We start from the raw sequence: 17,400 nt of genomic DNA on the forward strand, positions 1-17,400 counted from the left end.
TTGCATCTCAGGTGTATTGGAAAGCTCATTATGGTGATTAAGGCGCAGAGCCCGGCGGGTTTCGCGGAAGAGTACATTATTGAAAGCATCTGGAATAACCGCTTCCCTCCGGGATCTATTCTGCCTGCTGAACGCGAACTCTCTGAACTGATTGGCGTGACGCGCACCACCCTGCGCGAAGTGTTACAGCGCCTGGCGCGCGACGGCTGGCTGACTATCCAGCACGGTAAGCCTACGAAAGTAAACAACTTCTGGGAAACCTCAGGCCTCAATATTCTCGAAACGCTGGCGCGTCTCGACCACGAAAGCGTCCCGCAGCTTATCGACAACCTGCTTTCCGTGCGCACCAACATCGCGACGATTTTTATTCGTACCGCGTTGCGTATGCACCCGGAGCGCGCGCGTGAAGTGCTCGCGACGGCGGATGAAGTGGAAGATCACGCAGACGCTTTCGCGGAGCTCGATTACAACATTTTCCGCGGTCTGGCGTTCGCCTCCGGCAACCCTATCTACGGGCTGATTCTCAACGGCATGAAAGGGCTCTATACCCGCATTGGCCGTCACTATTTCTCTAATCCGGAAGCGCGTAGCCTGGCGCTGGGCTTCTACCATAAGCTCGGCACGCTCTCGCGCGAAGGGCAGCACGATCAGGTCTACGACGTGGTGCGTACTTACGGCCGTGAAAGTGGCGAGATCTGGCACCGGATGCAGAAAAACCTGCCGGGCGATCTGGCGATGCACAGCCGTTAAGGCATGACGCAAACATAAAAAAGGCTTCCTTCGGGAAGCCTTTTTTGTTGAACGCAGGTGTCAGAGCGTATTGATGCGCGGCGGGCAGCGCTCCAGCAGTTCTACGCTGCCGTCTTCGTTCTGCTGCTCCAGCAGCACGTCGAAGCCCCACAGGCGATGCACATGTTTCAGCACTTCGCGGCGGCCTTTGTCGAGCGGCGCGCGATGCTGGGGAATGTAGCGCAGCGTCAGCGCGCGATCGCCGCGCAGGTTAACGTTCCACACCTGAATATTCGGCTCCAGGTTACTGAGATTGTACTGGGCCGACAGCTCATTACGAATCGACCGGTAGCCCTCTTCATTGTGAATCGCCTCAATTTCCAGATAGTTGTTGCGATCGTCATCCAGCACCGTAAAAAAGCGGAAATCGCGCATCACTTTCGGCGACAGGAACTGGCTGATAAAGCTCTCATCTTTGAAGTCGCGCATCGCGAAATGCAGGGTTTCCAGCCAGTCGGAGCCGGCGATATCCGGGAACCAGTGGCGGTCTTCGTCGGTCGGGTTCTGGCAGATACGCTTGATGTCCTGGAACATAGCGAAGCCGAGCGCATACGGGTTAATACCGCTGTACCACTGGCTGTTATAGGGCGGCTGGAATACCACGTTGGTGTGGCTGTGTAAAAATTCCAGCATAAAGCGCTCGGTCACTTTTCCTTCATCATAGAGATGGTTCAGGATGGTGTAGTGCCAGAACGTCGCCCAGCCTTCGTTCATCACCTGCGTCTGTTTCTGCGGGTAAAAATACTGGCTCACCTTCCGCACGATGCGCAGGATCTCGCGCTGCCACGGCTCCAGCAGCGGGGCGTTCTTCTCCATAAAGTAGAGCAGGTTTTCCTGCGGCTCGGCCGGGAAGCGGTGGTGCGCCTCGACGGCTTTCTCCTCTTCTCGACGTGGCAACGTGCGCCACAGCATATTGACCTGGCTTTGCAGATACTCTTCGCGGCTTTTCTGGCGCGCTTTCTCTTCCTGGAGCGAGATCTTCTGCGGGCGTTTATAACGATCCACGCCGTAATTCATCAGCGCGTGGCACGAATCCAGCAGCTTCTCGACTTCATCAACGCCGTAGCGCTCTTCACACTCGGTGATGTAGTGACGGGCGAAAATCAGGTAATCGACAATCGAGCTGGCGTCGGTCCAGCTGCGGAACAGATAATTATTTTTGAAAAACGAGTTGTGGCCGTAACAGGCGTGCGCCATTACCAGCGCCTGCATGGTAATGGTGTTCTCTTCCATCAGATACGCGATACACGGATTGGAATTAATCACGATTTCATAGGCCAGCCCTTGCTGCCCATGCTTGTAGAGCCGCTCGGTCTCGATGAATTTCTTACCAAACGACCAGTGCGGGTAGTTAATCGGCATCCCGACGCTGGAGTATGCATCCATCATCTGTTCGGAGGTGATTATCTCAATCTGATGCGGGTAAGTGTCCAGCCGGTAGAGTTTCGCCACGCGATCGATTTCAGCGAGATAGACATCCAGCAGCTCAAATGTCCAGTCCGGCCCGTCGCTCAGACGTTGGGTATCCTTTTTCAGGGAATCAGTTACGGTAGCCATCAGCGCGCCCTCATTGTTAGCGGCTCTCATCCGGGGAGAGCCTTAATTTCAAGCATAGATCACCCCCGACTTATCAGCGCCACGGCAAAAATTTTTTCTGCGCGATTTCCTGAGCCCACCTGTCGGTAAATGACAGGTATCGCAGCATTTTATTTTGTCGGAATGGGAAGGGAGGCAGGAGATCCTGAAAGCGCTATCCCCGCTGTGGCGGGGAAAGTTGTGAGTCGGTTCACCATAAAAAAGCCATATGTTGAATAATATTTTCTTCTGGGTTATCAATTTGTAATCAGTTAATTATTCTTTAGCCTGAGAAGGAAGAGGACATGCATGTAGTCGTGCTGGGGAGTGGAGTTGTCGGCGTCGCCAGCGCCTGGTATTTACGCCAGGCGGGGCACGAAGTGACGGTGATCGATCGCGAGCCGGGCCCGGCGCTGGAAACCAGCGCCGCCAACGCCGGCCAGATCTCGCCCGGTTATGCAGCGCCCTGGGCTGCGCCCGGCGTGCCGCTGAAAGCCATCAAGTGGATGTTCCAGCGTCACGCGCCGCTGGCCATCAGCCTTGACGGCACGCATTTTCAGCTCAAGTGGATGTGGCAGATGCTGCGTAACTGCGACACCCGCCACTACATGCAGAATAAAGGCCGTATGGTGCGTCTCGCGGAATACAGCCGCGACTGCTTAAAAGCGCTGCGCGAATCCACCGGTATTCAGTATGAAGGCCGTCAGGGCGGGACGCTGCAACTGTTCCGCACCGAGCAGCAGTATGAAAACGCCTCGCACGATATCGCGGTGCTGGAAAGCGAAGGCGTGCCGTTCCGCCTGCTGAAAGCCGCTGAGCTGGCGCAGGTTGAACCGGCGCTGGCGGACGTGGCGCATAAACTCACCGGCGGGCTGCAACTGCCGAACGACGAAACCGGCGACTGCCAGCTTTTCACCACGCGCCTCGCGCAGATGGCGGAAGCGGCAGGCGTGGTGTTCCGTTACAACACGCCGGTGGACAGACTGCTCTCGGAAGGCCAGCGCATTTACGGCGTGAAGTGCGGCGATGAAGTCATCAAAGCCGATGGCTATGTGATGGCGTTCGGATCCTATTCCACCGCTATGCTCAAAGGCATCGTGGATATTCCGGTCTACCCGCTGAAGGGCTACTCGCTCACTATCCCGATTGCCGACGAAACCGGCGCGCCGGTCTCCACTGTGCTCGATGAAACCTATAAAATCGCTATTACGCGCTTTGATAACCGCATCCGCGTTGGCGGTATGGCCGAAATTGTCGGCTTTAATACCGAGCTTTTGAAACCGCGTCAGGAGACGCTGGAAATGGTCGTGCGCGATCTCTACCCGCGCGGCGGCCATATCGAACAGGCGAAATTCTGGACCGGCCTGCGCCCGATGACGCCGGACGGCACGCCGGTGGTCGGGCGCACCGAATTTAAAAACCTGTGGCTCAATACCGGCCACGGTACGCTCGGCTGGACGATGGCCTGCGGCTCCGGGCAGCTTCTGAGCGATATTATCTCCGGCCGCACGCCCGCGATTCCGTTTGAAGATCTGTCAGTCGCCCGTTACGCGCCAGGCTTTACGCCGTCGTCCTCCCACCGCCTGCACGGCGCGCACCCCTGATAAGGAACCCGCATGTCTCGTCCGATACAGGCGAGCCTGGATTTGCAGGCTCTGCGTCACAACCTGGAGGTAGTGCGCCGCGCGGCACCCCGGTCGCGCGTCTGGTCAGTGGTCAAGGCGAACGCCTACGGCCACGGGCTTGATCGCGTCTGGTCGGCGCTCGGTGCCACCGACGGTTTTGCCATGCTCAATCTGGAAGAAGCCATTTTGCTGCGCGAGCGCGGCTGGAAGGGGCCGATTCTGATGCTGGAAGGCTTTTTCCACGCCGATGAGCTGCCGCTGTTTGATAAATACCGGCTCACCACCAGCGTGCACAGCAACTGGCAGTTAAAGGCGCTGGCGGAGGCGAAGCTGAACGCGCCGCTGGATGTCTATCTCAAAATCAACAGCGGCATGAACCGTCTGGGTTTTGTACCGGAGCGGGTGCACACCATCTGGCAGCAGCTGAAAGCGATTGCCAACGTGGGGCAGATAACGCTGATGGCGCACTTCGCCGATGCCGACCGCCCGGATGGTATCGATGCGGCGATGGTGCGCATTGAGCAGGCGGCGGAAGGCATCGACGCGCCGCGTTCGCTCGCGAACTCCGCCGCCGCGCTCTGGCACCCGCAGGCGCACTTTGACTGGGTTCGTCCTGGCATCGTGCTCTACGGCGCGTCGCCGAGCGGGCAGTGGCGCGATATCGCCACCAGCGGCCTGCAGCCGGTGATGACGCTGAAAAGCGAGATTATCGGCGTGCAGACGCTCAAGCCGGGCGATACCGTGGGTTACGGCAGCCGTTACCGCGCCGCTGGCGAACAGCGTATCGGCATTGTAGCGGGCGGTTACGCTGACGGGTATCCGCGTCATGCGCCGGACGGCACGCCAGTGCTGGTGGATGGCGTGCGTACCGGCATTGTCGGCACTGTCTCGATGGATATGCTGGCAGTCGATCTCACGCCTTGTCCGCAGGCAGGCATCGGCAGCCCGGTGGAGCTGTGGGGCAACGAGATTAAAATTGACGATGTCGCCGCGGCCTGCGGCACTATCGGCTATGAGCTGATGTGCGCGCTGGCGCCGCGCGTGCCGGTCAGCACGCGCTAAACGCGTCATACCGGCGATAAAAAAGGGAAACCCGCGGTTTCCCTTTTTCTTTTCTACCACGCTATAACGTCTTACTCGTCGCTGTCCTCGGCGACTTTCAGACCGATGCGGCGGATCTGGTTATTCTCTTTCTCCGCCACCGTCCACGTCATGCCTGCAAAATCCACCTGGTCGCCCACGACAGGCGCGGCACCAATCAGCGCCAGCACCACTTCACCAATGGTGCGGTTTTGATCCACCGCCGACTGGTCATCCAGCCCGTAGATAAACGCCACGTCGGAGAATTTCGTGTCCGCTTCGAGGATAAAATCGCCGAAGAAACGCTGGTCGAGCGCCACCGGCGGCGACTGGCTGAACAGCTTGCCGAGCGCAGGCAGGTCACGTTCGCGGCCAATCACGCACAGCACGTCGCCTTCACGCAGCCGGGTGCTGCCGGTCGGGTGCATCAGCTGGTTTTCACGAAACAGCGCCGCGATGCGCGTCTCTTTCGGCATGTGGAGGTCGCGTAGCGCCGCGCCGACGCACCATTTATCGGCGCTCAGTTGATAAACAAACTGCTCCCACGGGTTTTCCGGGTGAATATCCAGCCCCACGCGCGACTGCGGACGGCCCACTTCCGGCACCACCACTTTGGCCTTTTTCGCGGCCCAGCCGAGCGTCGTTCCCTGGAAGAGCAGCGACACCAGCACCACGAAAAATGCCACATCGAAAAACAGATTCGCGCGCGGCAAACCGGCCATCATCGGGAAGACCGCAAGGATAATCGGCACTGCGCCGCGCAGGCCCACCCAGCTGATAAACACGCGCTCACGCAGCGTAAACCCGCGAAACGGCAGCAGTCCGGTAAAAATAGAGAGCGGGCGGGCGACGAAAATCATCCACAGCGACAGCAGCAGCGCCGGAATGGCGATGGGCAGCAGATGTGACGGTGTCACCAGCAGGCCGAGCACCAGGAACATGCCAATCTGCGCAAGCCAGGCGAGGCCGTCGAACGTTTGCTGAATGCCGTAGCGGTTGCGAATAGGCTTATTACCCAGCACAAAACCGCACAGATAGACTGCGAGAATGCCGCTGCCATCCAGCGCGGTGGTTACGGAGAACACCATGATGCCGCCGCTTAACGCCAGTAGCGGATAAAGCCCGGAGGGCAGCGGAATACGGTTAATGGTTTTTAAAAGCAGCCAGCCGCCGCCAAGGCCAATAAGTATCCCGAGCCCGAACTGCTGAATGATATGCACCAGGAACAGCCAGCTCAGCGCGGTCTGATGCTCCTGAATCATCGAAATCAGCGTGATGGTGAGAAACACCGCCATCGGATCGTTACTGCCGGACTCAATCTCAAGCGTTGAGCTGACACGCTCGTTCAGGCCTTTGCCGCCGAGCAGCGAGAAAACCGCTGCGGCGTCGGTAGAGCCGACTATCGCGCCAATCAGTAACCCTTCCATGATGTCCAGATGGAACAGCCATGCGGCGGCCATGCCGGTCAGCCCGGAAGTAATCAGCACCCCGACCGTGGCGAGCGACAGCGCAGGGCCGAGGGCCACTTTAAAGGAGCTGGCCTGAGTGCGCATCCCGCCATCCAGCAGGATGACGGCCAGCGCCAGGTTACTTATCAGATACGCGAAAGGGTAGTTGTCAAACGGAATTCCGCCCACGCCATCCACGCCCGCAAGCATGCCGATAGCCAGGAAAATCACCAGAATGGGGATACCAAGACGTGACGAGAATGAACTTAACAGGATACTGCAGGTGACCAGTACCGAACCCAGAATAAAAAGACTAATTATCGTCCCGGCGTCCAACGTGCGCGATCTCCTCTGCTGATGGGTTTTCTAAAAACTTAACATACTAATTATGAATCAATCGGTTTAATTAGCATGGTGAATGACATTTTCCCGATGTTTGCGTAGCGTAACTGTCAATGAGGGTAGCAGATCGCAGGGGCCATCCGGTTACCCATTCGCAACATCTTTGCCTTCAGGGCGCTGTTTTGCAGGCGGTTCGGGATTTATCTTACGTCTCACTGGCAGCCAAATGCGTGTCTCGCTGTCGCTAATGCTCTTGTCAGGCAAAGGACGGTTGCAGGATCTGCGCCCAGCCCGTGAAGCAGCTGACGCGCTGCGATATTCCTGTGTCGATTATTCCTCTTTCAGGTAACAGTGTGTTCTGTTTTTGCGTATTTATAACCCTCTCTGTACCTAATAGACTGCCTCAAATCGCGTAACCGCACGACGCTGCCGCGCGCCGGACACCTGCTTGCATTGATACAGAAAATAATTTACCCGTCTTGCGCCCGTTCAGTCTCTCGCCAGCGCGAGCATAAAACCCACTGTTATTAAAGGAAGAGAAAATGAAGAAAGGCTATCTGGTGGCTCACGTGACCATCACCGATCCGGCTGCTTACGCGGAATATGCTGAGGCCGCCGCACAGGCCATGCAACCTTTTAATCCGAAAATCGTGGCATGGTCAGGGCAGTATGAAAATCTTGAAGGCGAGGCCCACGGAAAGCACCTCGTTCTGGAATTTGATTCGTTCGACGACGCGAAGCGCTTTTATGAAAGCCCAGCGTATCAGGCCGCCAAAGCCATGCGTTTAAAAGCCGCGACCGGCACGCTGGTGTTAGTGGAAGGGCCGGAAGTGTGATGCGTTAAAGCCGGAACGTCCGCTCGTGAGGGAGCGGACGTTGCGAATAATTTACGATGGTAGATTGATATTTTAAGGAACACACTTTTAATGAAAAGGAGACTTTTCTAACTAATGATATTGTTGGCAACAATGTCATCGGGATTTTTCGGCTGTGGTTTTTACGTTTACAAGGGCTATGAGGTTTCTGAGGATTGTTAATGATAATACGTATTAGCTGGCATTATTGTATATAGAAATTATTTCCTGGCTCTATCGTGGTGTGTATCTCTATAGACTTTTCGAGTCGCCCCGATTTACCACTTGTATCAGTCTAATTCCCGATTTTAATCATTGTGTAGGCGCCCATTAATATATTTATTTGACTAATAATAAATTATCAGTTGAAAGGGCTGAAATATATTATATATGGAAACAATGTAAGATTGAGAAACTATTTAGGGCTGTGATAATTAAATGCTTGTGCATTGAAATATTAGCTTTACAAATTCAGCGCTCTATAGATTAGCTGTTCATGATCATTTAAAGTGTTAAATCAAGACTATTCTGAGATAAAGCATTCCCCCGGTAGAATTGCCGTGATGTTGCTTCGCGTTTGTTGTCTTTTGCCACCGTATTAAGCATCGGACTGTACATTACGCCTGCGATTTTTCGTTCATCGTCGCAACTATTCATCAATGACACTACCCATATGGCTTTATAACTTCCTGGAACGTCGAAAACTATCCAATGCCTGAGTGGATTTACTCTAAGGAGAAGCGTTTTTATGGCTATCAAAGCGCAGGTAAGTATTGCAAGTAAACTAGGGTTCACTTCACACCAGAATGCGGTACCACTATTACGCGAACTTATCTTGCATAACGAAACAGATGAAAGCTGGGAAGATTTGACATTATCTCTGCAAACATCTCCAGCGGTTCTGGAAGAAAAACAATGGAATATAGACCGTCTTCTTGCAGGCTCTTCAATTGATATCCGCGAACGCGATGTAAAGCTAAATGCTGAATGGTTAGCCGAACTCACAGAAAGCGTAACATGTGAAGTGACGTTAATTCTGCGGCAGGGAGAGAAGGAACTTCTGGCACTTCATTACCCACTTGAGGCACTCGCAAAAAATGAATGGGGCGGCAATGTTATGGTCGAATTGCTGCCATCATTCGTAATGCCGAACGATCCTGCAATAGATAGACTCCTTAAAGCAACATCCGATGTTTTACGGAGTGCAGGGAAGGACGACGCTCTTGATGGTTATAAAAGCCAGTCAAGAACCAGAGTCTGGGAGATGGCGTCAGCGCTTTGGACCGCTATCTGTAATCTCGGTCTCAGTTATGCCTTACCTCCTGCTAGCTTTGAGCAAAATGGACAAAAAATCCGCACACCGGGTGCCATTCTTGAAGGTAAAGTGGCTACCTGTCTTGATACATCGCTCTTATTCGCATCAGCACTTGAACAAATGGGTCTTAATTCATTGATATTACTCAGTGAAGGCCATGCTTTTGCGGGCTTATGGCTGCAGCCTCAGGAGTTTGCGCAATTAGTGACTGAGGATGTATCGTCAGTGCGTAAACGAGTCGATCTAAAAGAAATGATGGTCTTTGAAACCACTCTCATTACCCAGCCGTACCCACCTTCTTTTTCACAAGCGTTTGAGGCAGCGCTTAGTCATTTGACAGAAGAAAAGTTTCATGCAGCTATCGATACTCATCGTGCAAGGATGCAGAAGGTTCGCCCTCTGGCATTAGGTGTTACTCACTTAGACCATGCGCAGGATTCAACTATAGAGGCCCGAAACGGTTTTGAAGCAGCGCCATTTCTGCCATCCTTTGATCTGGATATCGAGGTTGAAGACGATAAAGAAACCACCAGCCGTTTAGTGCAGTGGCAACGTAAGCTGCTGGATTTGACGACCCGCAACCGCCTTTTGCACTTTCCTGAAAGTGCCAAAGGTATCCGGCTCATATGCCCAAACCCTGGTTATCTTGAGGATAAACTTGCAGAGGGCAAACGTATTCGGATCGTTTCTTTACCTGACCTTGAAATGGGAGGGCGCGACGCCGAATTATATCGCCAGCAAACACATGCGGATCTACGTGAAGAATACGCTCATCTGGCGCTTGAGCGTGGTGAGGTAGTATCTCATCTCGAAAAGGGACGATTAGAATCAGCGCTTATCGATTTGTATCGCAAATCAAAGAGTGATCTTGAAGAAGGGGGAGCTAACACTCTCTTTCTCGCTATTGGTTTTCTCAAATGGAAAAAATCCACAGATGATCCTAAAAGTTTTTCGGCTCCTCTGATTCTTTTGCCTATCCAGTTGGATCGTAAAAGCGCACTCTCCGGCGTGACTATGCGTCTTCTGGAAGAGGAGCCACGTTTCAATCTCACATTGCTTGAACTCCTTAAAAATGACTTTGCACTGACAATCAAAGGGTTGGATGGCGAATTACCCACTGATGAAAGCGGGATTGATGTAGAAGGCATATGGAACACAGTTCGCCGTGCTGTAAGGGATATGCCGGGTTTTGAAGTTACTCGTGATGTCGTGATTGGTACGTTTTCATTTGCCAAATATCTTATGTGGAAAGATCTCCTTGATAGATCACCTCAGCTGATGCAAAGCACAGTGGTTAAGTATCTCATTGAGCGAGGCCAGAAAAATGCGACGCTTGAGAGTAAAGGAGAGATCGTTGAAGTTGACAGGCTGGATGATGCGGTTAACGCCAGTGAACTGTTTCTGCCATTACCTGCAGACTCTTCTCAAATTGCAGCTGTAGTGGCTTCAGCTAAAGGGCGGGATTTTGTTCTGGATGGACCGCCCGGAACTGGCAAGTCTCAAACGATTGCTAACATGATTGCTCACAATCTTGCTCTGGGCAGGAGAATTTTGTTTGTCGCTGAGAAGAAAGCGGCACTTGAAGTGGTTTATCGCAGGCTTGAAGCGCAGGGGTTGGGTGAGTTTTGTCTTGAGCTTCATTCAAGTAAAACGTCGAAGGTCGATTTTCTTAAACAACTGGAAAGAGCATGGGGTGCGCGTGATGTACTGACGACGACTGAGTGGGAAGAAGAAGCAGCTAAAGTTCAGCATCTCCGTGACAAGCTTAATGAGGTTGTCAGATTACTTCATCATCGCTGGCCAAACGGTTTAACTCTTCATCAGGCGATGGGGCGTGTTATTCGAGATGCCAGTAACTTAACGCCGCAATTTACATGGCTTGCCGGTACGTTACATACCGCTGAACAGATGGAACAGTTCAGAGACATTGCCAGACGCCTTGAACTTAATCGTCATGCACTCATACAGCATGGTACCCATTTCGAATGTATCAATCAGACTGACTGGACAAATGGATGGCAATCGTCATTGCTTACAGAGGCCCACAATTTCCCGAATAACATTGAGCAACTCAAACAGGCCACTGAAGAATTACTCAAGGCAACAGGAATTACACTCGAGTCAGACGAGCCAGAAAAAATTATTCAGCTAACCATGCTGTGCGAAGCATTATCTAAAGCGCACGGTTTGGAGCTCAGCTTTATGTTTCTTCCAGACGCCACTACCCGCATTGACGCGGCTAAAATGGCGATTAGTTTGTTGAAAGAAATAGAAATAGCGAAAACGCAGTTGTCCGTCGTTTATCCTGATAACAGTTGGCTGCAGGTTAATACTGAGCAAATCCATAAATCACTTGAAGAAGCGGATAAAAAGTTCTGGTTCTTAGCTACAAGGGCTCGTAAGAAAGTTATTGGTGCCTACATTCGCCAGTGCTCTCTTTGTGCGACTCCTGATATTTCTACTGATGTACAGGTTATTAAAACGCTTCAATCGTTACACAAAAAATTGTCAGAGCTCATGCCCTTGACGGCATCTATGCCGGGATGGAATGGACTGGATACTGAATATTCAGATTTGCAGCATGCCATCGATTTAGCCGATGCTATTCGTATTGCACAGTCAGGTTTTGCATCCTCGCCACAGCAGCTGGCCGAAATTCGCTCTGCAGTTAAGACGCTCCTTATCGATGCCAATGAGCTCTTGGATGCACAAGGAATTATCGCTGCCCTTACGGAAAAACTTCGCGTCACACTTCATAGTTTTTCAGAGAGCAAATCAAGGTTTTGCTCATTGATCAAGGCAACAGAAAGTGAGATGACGATATCTGCATTGCATAGCTGCGCGCTGAATATTGTCAATCATCAGTCTTCATTAAAAAGCTGGAGTGACTGGTGTCGGGTGCGCGAAGAAGCAGTTCAACAGGGATTATTACCGCTTATTCATGCTCTTATTCACTTGGGTCCACATGAACAAAGTGCATCAGCTTTATTTGAGACAGCATATTGCCGTTGGTTTGCTTCCTGGATGATCGACTCAGAACCGCTAATGCATAATTTTGTCCCCGCAGAGCATATGAGCGATATTGAGGCTTATCGTATTCAAACCGATCGCCTTGCCAAATTGACCGTTCGCTATATTCGCGCGCGTTTATGCGGAGTGATTCCTGCGAAGAATGAGATTACAAGGCAAGGAGGATTTGCCTTGCTTAAGAATGAACTGCAAAAATCCCGTCGCCATAAGCCGGTGCGACAGATGGCCGCTGAAATGGGTGATGCACTGACTAAGCTGGCCCCTTGTATGTTAATGAGTCCGCTTTCTGTCGCACAGTTTTTGCCTCCCGAACAGGCGCTGTTTGATTTGGTCATTTTTGATGAGGCTTCACAAATAACTCCCTGGGATGCTATTGGCGCGATGGCCCGTGGTAAACAGGTAGTTATTGCTGGTGACCCACGTCAGATGCCCCCAACCAGCTTCTTCAATCGTGCTGCAAACGAAACGGATGATGACACAGAAGAAGATTTGGAAAGCATTCTTGATGAGTGCCTGGCAGCTGGCTTGTATAACCATAGCCTGAGCTGGCATTACCGTAGCCGCCATGAAAGCCTGATTGCCTTCTCAAATCATCATTATTACAGCAATAACTTAATAACGTTTCCAGCTCCCGAAACTCGTCAAAGTGCTGTTCATTGGTACAAAGTGGCGGGTGTGTATTCCAAAGGAAAAGGGCGCCATAACCAGGCTGAGGCAGAAGCTATCGTTGCAGAAACCGTGAAACGATTAAAAGATAAAAACTTTATCACGTCGGGGAAATCAATCGGCATCATCACACTAAACACGGAACAGCAAAGTCTCATCAGTGATTTGCTGGATCGTGCCCGGCAGCAGTATCCCGAAATTGAACCTTATTTTCAGCCTGAACTGGAAGAACCGGTTGTTGTTAAAAATCTTGAAACTGTACAAGGCGATGAACGAGATCTGATTATGCTTGGTATTGGATATGGGCCTACAGAACCTGGCGCTAATTCAATGTCAATGAATTTCGGGCCTTTGAATCGCCAGGGTGGCTGGCGCAGGCTGAACGTTGCTGTCACACGTGCACGTCAGGAGATGATAGTTTTCAGCTCGTTTGACCCATCACTTATCGATCTTAACCGCACTAATGCAGAGGCTGTTTCTCAGTTGAAACATTTTATCGAATTCGCTCAGCGCGGCCCGGTAGCCCTGGCTCAGGCTGTGCGTGGTTCGGTGGGTAGTTATGATTCGCCTTTTGAAGAGGCGGTTGCAAACGGACTGAGAAGAAAAGGCTGGCAGGTGGTACCGCAAATTGGCGTATCACGCTTTCGCATAGATCTAGGGATTGTTCATCCTGATAAACCCGGTGATTATCTCGTAGGCGTTGAATGCGATGGTGCGACCTATCATAGCGCAGCCACTGCACGAGATCGTGACAAGGTTCGAAGCACAATCCTGCAAGGGCTTGGCTGGAAGCTGCTTCGTCTGTGGTCAACGGATTGGTGGATTGATAAAGAAGGTGCGCTTGAAAAATTGCATACAGCAATTGTTAAGCTGCTTGAAGAATCCAGAGCCGCAGATACAGCTGTTGCAGAAGCTAATAATCATGAGAAGGGAACATTAGCTATAGAGAGTGAGGCTAACGTCATCCGCGAAAAGACTGCTTTGAAGAATGCAGCTCAGGTGGCCAATGATGAAGAGTTATTAGCATCAGTTACAAATATCAAAGTCGAATCCGAATCAGAAGAAAATAAAGAGGAGGCAGAGGCGCTCTCATCGGAACTCAAATATGCCAGTGCAGCGACATCTGATAAAAACGCTTGTAAAACTGCAGGTAAATATATTGTTAATAACCTGCAGGAATGGCAAGGCTGCACTGAACCAGAGAAATTCTATATGGCGGAATATGATGAAACGCTAAAAAATCTCGTTGCAGAAATTGTTAACCGCGAGGCTCCTGTCCTTGACACTGCATTGGTGCAGCGTATTGCCCGTGCACATGGGTTTACTCGTGCGGGAAGGCTTATTCGCGAGCGTATAATGGAACTTGTTGATCACCATTATTATGTTGCAACAGATGATAATGGTGAAGATTTTGTATGGCTTTCTGAGGCGCAGAGAAAAGAGTGGAATTCGTTCCGCTTGCCAGCGACAGAAGCTGACATACGACAAGTTGATGCTATTCCAAGTGAGGAGTTGCGTGCCCTTGCGATGAGTGTTAGTGGTGCAAACAAAATACCCAAAATGATTAAATTGCTGGGCATTAAAAGAGTTACCAGTCAGGTAAGACAACGACTTGAACTGGTAATCTAAAAAAAAGGCCGCTTACAAAATTAAGCGGCCTTAATTTAATATCCTGCATAGCCTTAAAGGAAAAGAATTTCTGTTCCGTATGCCACCATCATAGAACACAGCGTAAACCCTGAGCAGCCACGCTGCTCAGACACATCTTTCACTCACTTCCTTGCTTAAACCCCGTCGCTGCCGCAGCAGGTAACACCGGATGACCGCTCAGGCGAAGCTGCGCACGTTCGCCGTCATGGTGCAGTTCGCCGTGAGCGCCAAGCGGCAGCGTGACGGTCTCCTGTTCATGGCCGAAGGCAAGGCCGGTCAGCACCGGGATCCCGAGCCGCTCGCGCAGCAGGGCGGCGACGCTTTCAAGGTTATAGCCGTCGTCGTAGTCGTTCACGGCGGCGGCAGTGAAGCTCCCGAGGATAAGCGCCTTCTGACGCGCCAGAATCCCGGCCGCATGCAGTTGCAGCAGCATACGCTCAACGCGGAACGGGTGTTCGTTGATGTCTTCGACCACCAGAATGCCGCCGTCGATGACCGGCATCCACGGCGTGCCGGTGATGGACGCCAGCATGGCCAGGTTCCCGCCCCAGACGGTGCCTGCGGTTTCGCAGGGCGCGCCGTCGCTGCGCCACGCAAGCGTGAATTGCGGTTCGGTCAGCGCCTGCCAGAAGTGTCGCCAGGTAAAATCGTTCATCTCCGGCGCGCCGAAATTCCCGGCCAGCATCGGGCCGCTGAACGTTATCGTGTTGCCACGCGCCAGCAGCAGCATCTGCAGCGCCGTGAAATCGCTGTGGCCGCAAATCAGCAGCGGGTTCTCCCGCTGGCGGGCAATCAAGGGCTTCGGATCAAAGCGCTCCAGCAGGCGCGTCATCCCGTAGCCACCGCGTACCGGCATCACGATCGCGCCATTTTCAGACAATGCGCTTAACGCCTGTAAATCGCCGAGACGCTCATCGTCGCGCCCGGCGAAACGCTGCATCCGGCGCGTGATAACATGCTGATTTTTTACGATTATTCCGGCCTCTTCGAGACGGCGTACGCCGCGCCAGGCAGCGTCCTGATTAATGCAGTAGCCCGACGGGGCGATGAGATGAACAGAGACCATGACAAATCCTTGCTGACATACCAGGCGAAACCGCTATCATGCCGCTAACCTTAGCGGTTGTCATCCGGATGCCCGCGTGGCGGCCCGGTGTGATGCGTCGTTTAGCACTGATATCGAAAGGAAAGTTGCGTGAAATTAAGATGGTTGATGTGGTTAGTGGTGTTCCTCGCCGGGTGTTCTTCCACGCCGGATTATAAAAACCCGCCCTGGAACCCTGAGGTGCCGGTGAAACGCGCAATGCAGTGGATGCCGATTACCGAAAAAGCCGGCAATGCCTGGGGCGTCAGCCCGCGTCTGGTCACGGCGATTATCGCAGTGGAATCGGGCGGTAATCCGACGCTCGTCAGTAAATCTAACGCGGTCGGGCTGATGCAGATTAAAGCGTCCACCGCCGGGCGCGAAGTCTACCGCTATATGGGCTGGAGCGGCCAGCCGTCGTCCAGCGAGCTGAAAAACCCGGAGCGCAATATTTCGATTGGCACGGCGTATTTAAGCATTCTTGAGCATGGCGTCCTGAAGGGCATTGAAGCGCCGGAAACGATGCAGTACGCGCTGGTGGTCTCTTATGTGAATGGCGCGGGCGCGCTGCTGCGCACGTTCTCTTCAGACAGCAAAGCGGCGATTGAAAAGATAAACGATCTCAGTCCGGATGAGTTTGTCGAACATGTCGCGAAAAATCATCCGGCACCGCAGGCCCCGCGTTATATCTGGAAAGTGCAGCAGGCGATGAACGCCATGTGATTAGCGCACCCGGCTGGCTTTTTCCCGGGCGATACGCTCCAGCGCGAAGATAATGCGCTGGAGTTCGCGCTCGGTGCCCGGGCTTACGTTCATAAAGCGAAAGCTCAGGCGCGGCGTGGCGATAGTCTCGTTTTTACTGTCCACGACTTTGCGCTCGCTGATGGTTAAAAGCTGCGCGTCGACACGAAATTTTCCCCACTCCAGCAGATCAAGCTCCAGCGGCGAGAACTGCATTCCTGCTTCCAGCCCTTCCGGCATCGCGCCTTCCAGCAGCGTGCCCATGCCGCCAAGCGACAAATCCTGCAGGCGACCGCGAAACAGCTTGCCATCTGGCATACGCGCCAGGCTGTAGAACTGCGGCTGCACCGGCGCGGTAATGCGAAAATGCTCGCGGCGCTGCACAAACCACACGGCTTCCGGCAGCGGGGCGACAAAGGCAGACAGGTTCTGAAACTCCCCGACGTTCAGCGCAGGCAGGTTAAATTCCACCTTTGCGCCCTGGGCTTCAGCGCTGAACTGGATATTTTTCGCTTTTTGCACGGCCTGGTTTTCGCTCGCCTGACTGCCGAAATCCAGCACCAGTTGTTCCGGCGAGGCGTCAAGAATACGGCTGATAAACTGCCAGCCGCCCCAGGAGAGGCGGATCGGCGCCTGGCTTTTTTGCAAGTCGCGTAAAATCCCCAGTACGGCCAGCGGATTTTGCTTCAGAAACTGCTCACTGTAATTGCTCACGTCGCGTGATTCCTCAAATGACTGACAGAGAGATGTGAACGGTTATCGGCCCGTCCGCCAGAAACTTAAGATTTATCCTAAAATAAATCATTTTCTGTATAAGGATAATCCGAGCTTACCGGAAGAATCTTTTTTTATTACCTATACTTGAACCACTTCGGTTTGTCGCGCCTTGTGGCGAACCATTCAATGAGACTTAACCAAGAGGGTGGAGACTATGGGTATTTTGTCCTGGATCGTATTTGGCCTTATCGCGGGTATTATTGCCAAACTGATTATGCCGGGCCGTGACGGCGGCGGCTTTATTCTGACCTGTGTGCTCGGGATCGTGGGGGCGGTGGTCGGCGGCTGGCTGGCGACATTCTTTGGCGTGGGCGGTAGCGTGACGGGCTTTAACCTGCCGAGCTTCCTGGTGGCGGTCGTCGGTGCCATTGTGGTGCTGCTGATCTTCCGTATGCTGCGCAGGGATTAAAAAACGGTCCGTAAG

General features: G+C 52.8%; 11 protein-coding genes. 7 read left to right on the forward strand and 4 right to left on the reverse strand.

Annotated elements, in window-relative coordinates:
* The first annotated feature begins 30 nt into the window (after positions 1-30).
* Positions 31-750, forward strand: a complete 720-nt coding sequence (gene fadR / locus CSK29544_RS13660) for a fatty acid metabolism transcriptional regulator FadR (protein ID WP_007888089.1) — start codon at positions 31-33, stop codon at positions 748-750.
* A gap of 60 nt (positions 751-810) precedes the next feature.
* On the opposite strand, the gene CSK29544_RS13665 is transcribed toward fadR, so the two are convergent.
* A complete protein-coding gene (locus tag CSK29544_RS13665; protein ID WP_004384988.1) occupies positions 811-2,346 on the reverse strand; it encodes a SpoVR family protein in 1,536 nt (511 codons plus the stop codon).
* 323 nt (positions 2,347-2,669) lie between these two features.
* Here CSK29544_RS13665 and CSK29544_RS13670 point away from each other — a divergent pair, with 323 nt between their 5' ends.
* On the forward strand, positions 2,670-3,968 hold the full coding sequence (locus tag CSK29544_RS13670) for a D-amino acid dehydrogenase (RefSeq protein ID WP_007888093.1): 1,299 nt from the start codon (positions 2,670-2,672) through the stop codon (positions 3,966-3,968).
* 12 nt (positions 3,969-3,980) lie between these two features.
* The gene (gene dadX / locus CSK29544_RS13675) at positions 3,981-5,051 is read left to right on the forward strand and encodes a catabolic alanine racemase DadX (protein ID WP_007888100.1); all 1,071 of its coding nucleotides are present in this window, start codon (positions 3,981-3,983) and stop codon (positions 5,049-5,051) included.
* A gap of 71 nt (positions 5,052-5,122) precedes the next feature.
* Here dadX and CSK29544_RS13680 read toward each other — a convergent pair whose 3' ends face one another.
* Positions 5,123-6,853, reverse strand: a complete 1,731-nt coding sequence (locus CSK29544_RS13680; RefSeq protein ID WP_007888106.1) for a potassium/proton antiporter — start codon at positions 6,851-6,853, stop codon at positions 5,123-5,125.
* A gap of 548 nt (positions 6,854-7,401) precedes the next feature.
* On the opposite strand from CSK29544_RS13680, the gene CSK29544_RS13685 reads away from it, so the two are divergent.
* Both CSK29544_RS13685 and proA read left to right on the forward strand, forming a co-directional pair.
* Positions 7,402-7,695 (forward strand): DUF1330 domain-containing protein, encoded by a 294-nt coding sequence (locus CSK29544_RS13685; protein WP_007794217.1) that lies wholly within the window; start codon positions 7,402-7,404, stop codon positions 7,693-7,695.
* A gap of 766 nt (positions 7,696-8,461) precedes the next feature.
* Complete coding sequence (gene proA / locus CSK29544_RS13690) at positions 8,462-14,353, forward strand: anti-phage protein ProA (RefSeq protein WP_007888110.1); 5,892 nt, start codon at positions 8,462-8,464, stop codon at positions 14,351-14,353.
* A 139-nt stretch (positions 14,354-14,492) separates the two neighbouring features.
* On the opposite strand, the gene ldcA is transcribed toward proA, so the two are convergent.
* Positions 14,493-15,440, reverse strand: a complete 948-nt coding sequence (gene ldcA, locus CSK29544_RS13695) for a muramoyltetrapeptide carboxypeptidase (RefSeq protein WP_007896640.1) — start codon at positions 15,438-15,440, stop codon at positions 14,493-14,495.
* A gap of 129 nt (positions 15,441-15,569) precedes the next feature.
* Between ldcA and emtA the strand changes: the two genes are divergently transcribed.
* A complete protein-coding gene (gene emtA, locus CSK29544_RS13700; RefSeq protein WP_029039138.1) occupies positions 15,570-16,181 on the forward strand; it encodes a membrane-bound lytic murein transglycosylase EmtA in 612 nt (203 codons plus the stop codon).
* On the opposite strand, the gene ycgR is transcribed toward emtA, so the two are convergent.
* Positions 16,182-16,913 carry a flagellar brake protein YcgR gene (gene ycgR / locus CSK29544_RS13705; protein WP_029039139.1) on the reverse strand — a complete coding sequence of 244 codons (732 nt, stop codon included), beginning with the start codon at positions 16,911-16,913 and terminating at the stop codon, positions 16,182-16,184.
* Positions 16,914-17,130: 217 nt separating this feature from the next.
* Between ycgR and CSK29544_RS13710 the strand changes: the two genes are divergently transcribed.
* Positions 17,131-17,385: a GlsB/YeaQ/YmgE family stress response membrane protein gene (locus tag CSK29544_RS13710; RefSeq protein WP_004386309.1), complete on the forward strand. Its 255-nt coding sequence runs from the start codon at positions 17,131-17,133 to the stop codon at positions 17,383-17,385.
* Positions 17,386-17,400: the final 15 nt, after the last annotated feature.

Origin of the sequence: Cronobacter sakazakii, assembly GCF_000982825.1 — a bacterium.
GTDB lineage: Bacteria > Pseudomonadota > Gammaproteobacteria > Enterobacterales > Enterobacteriaceae > Cronobacter > Cronobacter sakazakii.